The 8,168-nt window shown below is 45.8% G+C and carries 7 protein-coding genes (1 of these 7 cut by a window edge); 4 read left to right on the top strand and 3 right to left on the bottom strand.

Annotation, left to right across the window (positions count from 1 at the left end):
- Positions 1–1,292 carry the 5' portion of a sodium/solute symporter gene (locus tag CB4_RS00300; RefSeq protein ID WP_096463089.1) on the bottom strand. It extends 277 nt beyond the left edge of the window, so the window shows 1,292 of its 1,569 coding nt (coding positions 1–1,292); it begins with the start codon at positions 1,290–1,292; the stop codon falls past the left edge of the window.
- Positions 1,292–1,660 (bottom strand): hypothetical protein, encoded by a 369-nt coding sequence (locus tag CB4_RS00295; protein ID WP_096463088.1) that lies wholly within the window; start codon positions 1,658–1,660, stop codon positions 1,292–1,294. Before CB4_RS00295 ends, CB4_RS00300 begins: the two co-directional genes overlap by 1 nt.
- Before the next feature lie 229 nt (positions 1,661–1,889).
- Here CB4_RS00295 and CB4_RS00290 point away from each other — a divergent pair, with 229 nt between their 5' ends.
- Entirely contained in the window at positions 1,890–3,137 is a 1,248-nt protein-coding gene (locus tag CB4_RS00290; protein WP_157737756.1) for a helix-turn-helix transcriptional regulator, read from the top strand.
- Here CB4_RS00290 and fdhD read toward each other — a convergent pair.
- Positions 3,124–3,924 (bottom strand): formate dehydrogenase accessory sulfurtransferase FdhD, encoded by an 801-nt coding sequence (fdhD, locus tag CB4_RS00285; protein ID WP_096463086.1) that lies wholly within the window; start codon positions 3,922–3,924, stop codon positions 3,124–3,126. The genes CB4_RS00290 and fdhD overlap by 14 nt on opposite strands.
- Before the next feature lie 147 nt (positions 3,925–4,071).
- Here fdhD and CB4_RS00280 point away from each other — a divergent pair, with 147 nt between their 5' ends.
- The 3 genes from CB4_RS00280 (at position 4,072) to CB4_RS00270 (ending at position 8,168) form a co-directional block, all read left to right on the top strand.
- A complete protein-coding gene (locus CB4_RS00280; protein WP_096463085.1) occupies positions 4,072–4,434 on the top strand; it encodes a Na-translocating system protein MpsC family protein in 363 nt (120 codons plus the stop codon).
- Between the two features lie 305 nt (positions 4,435–4,739).
- On the top strand, positions 4,740–7,694 hold the full coding sequence (gene fdhF / locus CB4_RS00275; protein WP_096467567.1) for a formate dehydrogenase subunit alpha: 2,955 nt from the start codon (positions 4,740–4,742) through the stop codon (positions 7,692–7,694).
- Entirely contained in the window at positions 7,695–8,168 is a 474-nt protein-coding gene (locus tag CB4_RS00270) for a helical membrane plugin domain-containing protein (protein WP_096463084.1), read from the top strand.

Here is an 8,168-nt window from a genome sequence, read left to right as displayed (position 1 = left end):
CTAGCAGCTACCGTAAATGCAAGGGCAACAAGGTGACCGATGGATGCTGTTTTTACCATAAGGCCAAGTGCGCCATATAGGAAAGCAAGGATTACGATTGCTACTTTACCTGCAATAACACGCTCACGCTCTGTAATGTTTTTACGCATAAACGTCGCGTACAGATCGTGTGCGAGAGCTCCAGAACTTGCAATAAATAGACCGGAGAGATTAGAGAAGATCGCAGCAAAAGCACCGGCGATTACGAGACCAAGTAACCATTCACCACCGAGGGCTTGTGCCGTAGATGGAATAACCATGTTATTACCACCTGCTACGAGATCTTTCATAACTTCGGGGCTTGCAGAGCCACTAAGGAAAACGGCACGTCCGACAGCACCGAGGTAAACCGCAAAGAAAAAGAATACGCTTGCAATACCAATCGCCATCAAAGCAGATTTACGAGCTGCTTTTGCGCTTGGGTTTGTATAGAAGCGAAGCAGGATGTGAGGCAGACCGATCGTACCAAGTGACAGACCGATTGTCATGGAAATCGTTTGCCAGAATGTAGGGAAGTAGTGACCTGTTCCCGTCCAAGAAGCACCGTCAAAAGCGACATCTTTCCCATCCTTTGCAAATTGGGCAGTACCTGTAATAGACCCTTGGAACTCATTAATAGATGCAAGAATTCTATCATAATGAAGACCGCCATAGACGGCAGCGGCTGCCATTAACACGAAGGCACCAAGACGAATCCAAAGCTCAAGAGCCTGGTTAATTGTTGTACCTTTCATACCGCCAACACCTACGTAGAAAACCATAACTGTACATGTAAAAATAATACCGAATTCATAGGTTGTGCCGAAAAACATACTCAAAATTTGAGCCGCACCGAGAAGCTGTGGAGCTGCATAAAATCCAGAAATCGCAAGAACAACGGCTACTGCGGCCAGACGAGCACGTTTGCTGTGAAAGCGGTACGCCAGGAAGTCAGCGACTGTATATGCTCCAAAACGGCGAAGCGGTCCAGCAACAAAAATAGCGAGCAACGTTAGGCCGATGGAGAAACAAAAAGCATAATAAGCGCCATCATATCCAAGCTGGAACGTCAGACCTGCGATACCGAGAAACGTTGCAGCGCTCAGATAATCGCCACCGATGGCTGAACCATTGGTGAACCATCCGAAGCTTCGCCCACCTACAAAGTAATCGGAGGCAGTGGAGCTTTTCTTTGTTAAATACGTGATATAAACAATCGTACTCATCAAAATGATGGTTAAGAGCATTTTAGGTTCGAGTAGTGTCTGGAGCATTAGCCGATATTCCTCCCTTCAGAATGAGCAGATGAAGCACCCGTGCCTCCTTGATATTTGTGTAAGCGCTTTTCATAAAGAGAAGTATGAACATAAGCAATAGTAAATGCCATGCCCATGGCGACAATGCCGGTAATAAACCAGGTATATGTCATGCCACCCCACATACGAGAGAACATGAATCCGCTTGCATGCCAGTTCAAAATAGGGATCATAAAAATAAAAGCATAATAAAAGATTGTTAATTTGGAACCGGTTGACATCTCATCTTTCATGATACGTGCAGTTTCTCTGTCAAGTGGCTCTAGTTGACTTACATCAACAGTGCCTGCAGCAACATATTCATACTCAGTAAACTCAGCTGCCATAAGGTTTTCCCCTCCTTTTTTAATTTCTAGTATCTAAATGTGCCGCGCGATTGATTCCCTCCTTAGTTGTGCGGCAGATAAAATAGTTAGTATTGATTGTAATGGATTCACCACGCAGATACCTTACAATAAAATGTCTAAAATATACAAAAATTTGTCCTATTCAGAAAAATATAGTATGATTTTACATAAGAAACTGTCGAATTTCATAAAGAAAGAGGAGAGAGACTTGTATATCATTCAGCTGATTATGCAAGATGCAGAAGAGAAAGAGAAGATAAGCACATGGATGCGAGAGGAATTCGGCACATGTTGTCAAGTAGAAGAAAGTACAGAGCTTCGGGCAGAAAGCATCCATATTTTATTAATCGAAATCCATACTGTATTTGACTGGGTGAAAATAAATCGGGTTCGCAAAATAAATCGGGAATGTCGGATTATTCCTATTTTAGCGCCCTCGATCCTGTCCACATCTCCAATAGCAATCGAGATGAAGCTACCTTCTTTGTTTATAAAGCCATTAAAAAAGAGTCTGTTTCTCCGCACGCTTAAAAGAAATTTGGAAGCGTTATCAAAAGAGCTGGATAGCCCTTTGAACTACCAGGATATTTATGAACAGGTTCCTGATCAGAATGAGCGGGATGTTAAACCATTTCAGGAAGCTTTCTTAAGACGGTTGCTACGTGATGAAGTGCGGACTGAGGCTGAATTGATTCAAACACGTTCTTTTTTTCCAGGAGAAGCAATCCCGAATATAGTCTGTTTTATTCAGGGATTTGTTCGGTTTCCAGAACGTGAACGTCCAGAAGAATGGGATGCAGCCGAGCAAATTCGCCAGTGTGTACAGAAGCATCTCGGTCCACTTGTTCCGCATCTGTTTTTTCTATCCTACCGCAAACACATGCTTCTCTTGCTTCGTATTCCTGAAGCATATCCGTCTCTTCGTTGTTGGGAGGCAGGACAGTCTGCATTGCTTTCCGTGATCACAGAGCTGGAGGAAGAGCAGAATATACATATATACATTGGAGTCGGAGAGATTTACCGTGAGCCGCTGGCTTTATTTCGCTCCTATAGGGAAGCGCGAAAAGCAAGGAGAACTCCTCCATATGAGCGTCTCTCCTTACGGTATCATGACCAGATCGCAGATGATAAGTTGATCCAGCAGTGTAGCCGATATATCAATGAACATTATACAGAGGATCTAACCGTGACCTGTGTGGCAGGACAGGTGAATTTAAGCCCGGCCTATTTCAGTCGATTGTTCAAGAAAGAAACGGGCCGGAGTTTTGTAGAGTATGTTACATTTGTCCGCCTGCAGCGTGCCATCTGGCTTTTGCGACACACAAATAAGACCATTGAACAAATTGCTGAAGAGCTTGGTTTTAACACGCCTAACTACTTTAGCGCCATTTTTAAAAAATATGCGGGGTTAGCTCCGAGTGAATATCGAGGCACAATTGAAATTATTTTTGTATAACAATACGTTCCGGGTGGGTGTACACGTTTAGCGAACTGCCGCGAATAAAGCCGACAGCCGTAATGCCGAGTTCTTCGGCAAGTTCAAGGGCTAAGCGGGTGGGTGCTGATTTGGATAGAACTACTTCACAGCCGATTTTGGCCACTTTGAGCAGCACTTCCGAAGAGATGCGTCCGCTGAATGCAATTACTTTATCGTGTAGAGAGATATTATGTTGCAGGCAGTAGCCGTAGATTTTGTCGAGCGCATTATGACGGCCGATATCCATGCGGTCAATCAAAATGCCCTTTTTATCGCACAACGCTGCATTATGAACACCACCTGTATTTCGGAATACAACAGAGTTTTCCTGCATAGCCGCAATCAGGTGAGAGCAATCTTCAGGGGTAAGAAGGACGTTTTTTTCAGTCATGACTTTGGCCGTACGGGCATCATTGTAAAAATAAAAATGCTGGCGACTTTTTCCACAGCATGAAGTAATATAGCGCTTGGAATACAGACGTTGATTCAGCTTATGTCGTGCATGGGTTTCTACATGGGCGAATCCTTCTTCTTCCTGGATTGTGATGGTTTTGATGTCATCAAAGGAACGGATAACTCCTTCTGATGCCAGAAATCCGACTACGAGATCTTCGATGTATTCAGGTGTGCATACGACAGTTGCAAACTCTTCTTCATCGAGAAAAATTGTAACAGGGAATTCATTTACTACTTCATCTGTGCGTTCCGTCCATTCGTTGTTTTCATAGTGCCAGACGGTGCGAGAGTGAGCTACAGGATGAACCATGCTGAACAAGACCACCTTTCTTTCTTGTTTTATTGTAGTTCGTGATGGAAGAAAGTCAAAAGAATTTTTTGTACCCTTCTCTTGCATTGTAAGCAGAAACATGCAATTCTAGATGAGCAGGATATGCAGCAGGGAAGGTGAAGAACAATGAGTACTGCCCGTATTGCTCATGAATTCAGTAATCTTGTCCGTGAAATTCGTAAAACACATGTTGGAAAGGGCCCTACTCACATTGTTACCCGATTTGCCGGACCGTGGGCGATTTGTGAAATGAAGGGAAACCTTACAAGCGTTGAGAAATTTATGAGCCGGACAGAAGAAGGCAAACGGATGATTCATGAAACTCGAACTGAATTCATTAAAAAGATTTATGAAGATTTATCAGTGGGGCGACCGCTAGAAGAACTTGTGAATGCTAAAATGGTCACGCTTTTTGTAGATTTCCGTTATGAAATGGATACAGCCATGACAGTTTTTGTCTTTGATAGACCATTAGAGCTAGACATGTGAAGAATTTGTTACTATAATGTTAAATGGATTTGAGTATGACGTTTTGTTCATCGTAATTTGATAGGGGTATAATGATAAGTTGCGAATTGATTACGGTAATCGTATTCTATTGGTTTCTTGTTATTGTAACCGTTAACTGATATATGGCGGACTGGTATATGACAGTACTTACGTAAGTGCTGACGACGATTCCACCATGAAACAACGTATTGACCTGAGAACGGGTAAAGTCTCAGGCGGTTGTTTCATGGTGGATTTTTTATTGTGTGCCGGTACATGAAAATGAAGAAATTGGGGGAGGAAGTATGGAGACGAAGACACCTGTGTCGCTTTCGATTAACGGCAAAAGTTACGAAGCGAGTACCGACCAGAACTTGGTGGATGTGATCAAAGAGAACGGCATTGAGATTCCGCACATCTGCTATCATCAGAATCTCGGTACAATTCAAACATGCGATACCTGTATGGTTGAAGTAAATGGGCAGTTGGTACGTTCATGTGCGACAAAAGCGCAGTCAGGCATGGTAGTCGAAACAAAGTCTCTTTCGGCAAAAGCAGCGCAAACAGAGGCAATGGATCGCATCCTGGAAAATCACCTACTTTACTGTACAGTTTGTGATAATAACAACGGCGACTGCCGTATCCACAACACGGTGGAAATGATGGGCATTGAACATCAATCGTATCCGTTCAGCCCAAAACCGTATGAAGTTGATATGTCGCACCCATTCTATCGGTATGATCCGACACAATGTATTTTGTGCGGCCAGTGTGTGGAGGCGTGTCAGAACGTGCAGGTTAACGAGACGCTCTCGATTAACTGGGAACTCGATCGTCCGCGTGTAATCTGGGATAACGATGTGAATATTAATGAATCTTCGTGTGTTTCCTGTGGGCACTGTGTGAACGTATGCCCATGTAATGCTCTGATGGAAAAATCGATGCTTGGCGAAGCCGGTATCATGACGAACTTAAAGCCGGAACTGATGGCTCCGATGATTGAGCTTGTAAAAGAAGTAGAGCCGGGCTACAGCGGGATTCTTGCGGTATCCGATCTCGAAGCGACTATCCGTAGCACACGTACGAAGAAGACGAAGACGGTCTGTACGTTCTGCGGCGTAGGCTGTACGTTTGAAGTCTGGACCAAAGGGCGCAAGATTCTCAAGGTTCAACCGACTCCGGATTCCCCGGTTAACGGCATCTCTACGTGCGTAAAAGGTAAATTCGGCTGGGACTTCGTGAACAGTGAAGACCGCTTGACCAAGCCGCTCATTCGTAAAGGCGATACGTTTGTTGAGGCCACATGGGAAGAAGCATATGCCTTGATAGCAAGCAAAATGCTGGGAATTAAAAACCGTGATGGTGCCGATGCGCTTGGATTTATCTCCTCTTCTAAATGTACGAATGAAGAGAACTATTTGATGCAAAAACTGGCGCGTTCCGTTGGGGGGACGAATAACGTAGATAACTGCTCACGCTACTGCCAGTCCCCGGCGACAACAGGGTTGTTCCGCACAGTTGGCTATGGTGGTGACGCAGGTTCCATCTACGACATGGCAGGTGCAGGTCTCGGCATTATCGTTGGGGCAAATCCGGCAGAAGCGCACCCGGTTATCGCAACACGTCTCAAGCGTGCACAGAAGAAAGGCACACAGAAGTTGATTGTTGCGGATCTTCGTAAAAATGAAATGGCAGAGCGCTCGGATCTGTTTCTTCGCACAAATTCGGGGACTGACCATGTATGGCTGTCTTCTGTAACCAAATACATCATCGACAAAGGTTGGCATGATGTGGCGTTCCTGCATGAGAAAGTAAATGGTTTTGCCGATTATGCGAAATCACTTGAAAAATACACGCTGGAGTATGCGGAAAAAGTAACGGGTCTCTCGAAAGAGCAGTTGATTCAGACGGCAACCATGATTCATGAAGCAGATGGCACCGCAATTTTCTGGGCCATGGGCGTTACCCAGCACTGTGGCGCCAGTGAGACGAGTACCGCAATCAGCAACCTGTTGCTGGTAACGGGCAACTTCGCCCGACCGAATGCAGGGGCGTTCCCACTTCGTGGACATAACAACGTACAAGGAGCATGTGACTTCGGTACGCTGCCGAATTTCTTCCCAGGCTATGAGCTTGTGACAGACGATACTGTTCGCGCTCGTTACGAGCAGGCATGGGGTGTAACTCTTCCAGCTGAGAAGGGGATGGATAACCCGGCCATGATTGAAGCGATTCATGAGGGTCGTTTAAAAGCGATGTATATCATGGGCGAGGAAATGGCATGGGTGGATGCCAATGCGAACTATATTCATGCAGCACTTGAGAAGCTGGAATTCCTGGTTGTTCAGGATATTTTCCTAACCAAGACCGCTCAATTCGCGGATGTGATCCTGCCAGCAAGTCCAAGCCTTGAAAAGGAAGGAACTTTCACCAATACAGAACGTCGTATTCAACGTTTGTATCAGGTGCTTGAACCGCTCAAGGGCACTCGTCCGGACTGGGTGATTCTCACTGAGGCGGCAAATGCGATGGGGGCAGACTGGCAGTACAACAATCCGGGTGAAATCATGGCTGAAGCGGCAAGTCTTGCCCCGCTGTTCGCAGGTGTGAACTACGAGCGTCTGGAAGGATTCAAAAGTTTGCTCTGGCCGGTTCAGGCTGATGGAACTGATACACCTATTTTATATTTGGAGAAGTTCCCGTTCCCAGATGGCAAGGCACGCCTCTTCCCGACCGACTGGATTCCGCCGGTTGAATTGCCGAGTGAATTCGATCTGCTTGTGAATAATGGACGTCTGCTTGAGCACTTCCACGAAGGAAATATGACGGGTAAGTCTGATGGGATCAATCACAAAGTTCCTGACACATTCGTTGAAATTTCACCAGAATTGGCGAAAGAACGCGGTGTGAAAGATGGTTCTCTTGTCCGTCTCGAATCGCCGTACGGTGCTGTGAAGCTGCGCGTTCTTGTAACAGATCGTGTACGTGGAAAAGAGTTGTACGTGCCAATGAATTCAACAAAAGAGGATTCGGCTGTTAATCTACTGACAGGGAATCATCATGACCTGACGACACATACGCCTGCCTATAAAGAAGCAAAGGTTAAAATGCAGGTGTTAAACGTAGAAGGTGACACTCCGCTGCCACGTATTAACTCTCGCTATGGTAATCGAAATCCGCAGACGGGCGTTGAAGTTGAACGTAAATGGAGCCGTGCCGATTACAAGCCGCTGGAAACAGTTGGCCGGGAGGGAAAGTAAATGGCAAAGCCAATTCAAGACGTAACCCGTCACGAACCGACGGAAGCAGAACTACAGGCACAGGCGCTGGGTGAATTGCTCAGTGTTGTCGCCAAGCACGGCGAGGCAATTAAAGACTTGCTGAAGGTCGTGGAACTGCTGCATGAGATGGGCGCGATGGAAATCATCGGCGGGCTGATCCAATCACGTGAAAAGGTGATGGAAATCGGGGTTTCTCAATTGTCTAAGCCAACCATGACGCGTGGTATCAACAACGTGATGAGTGCAATCGGCATGATGGGAGAGTTAGAGCCAGAAATGATTCGCAAGGTTGTATCCGGTGTGGTAAACGGCATTGATCGCTCTAACGAGGCGCTTGCATCCAATCAGAAGATGGGGATGTTTGATCTGATCAAAGTTCTCCGCGACCCGAACGCAAATCGTGCGCTTACGATGGCAGTCGGTTTTCTAAAAGGGCTCGGTGAGAAGCTGTAA

The organism is Aneurinibacillus soli, assembly GCF_002355375.1.
In the GTDB taxonomy this organism is placed as follows: Bacteria; Bacillota; Bacilli; order Aneurinibacillales; family Aneurinibacillaceae; genus Aneurinibacillus; species Aneurinibacillus soli.
The sequence above is the reverse complement of the archived record's forward strand: the minus strand, read 5'-3'. Positions and strand labels throughout refer to the sequence as shown.

Coding starts and splice junctions, on each gene's coding strand:
- CB4_RS00280 (WP_096463085.1), top strand. CDS start 4,072: ATGAGTACTGCCCGTATTGCTCATGAATTCAGTAATCTTGTCCGTGAA.
- CB4_RS00295 (WP_096463088.1), bottom strand. CDS start 1,660: ATGGCAGCTGAGTTTACTGAGTATGAATATGTTGCTGCAGGCACTGTT.
- CB4_RS00270 (WP_096463084.1), top strand. CDS start 7,695: ATGGCAAAGCCAATTCAAGACGTAACCCGTCACGAACCGACGGAAGCA.
- fdhD (WP_096463086.1), bottom strand. CDS start 3,924: ATGGTTCATCCTGTAGCTCACTCTCGCACCGTCTGGCACTATGAAAAC.
- fdhF (WP_096467567.1), top strand. CDS start 4,740: ATGGAGACGAAGACACCTGTGTCGCTTTCGATTAACGGCAAAAGTTAC.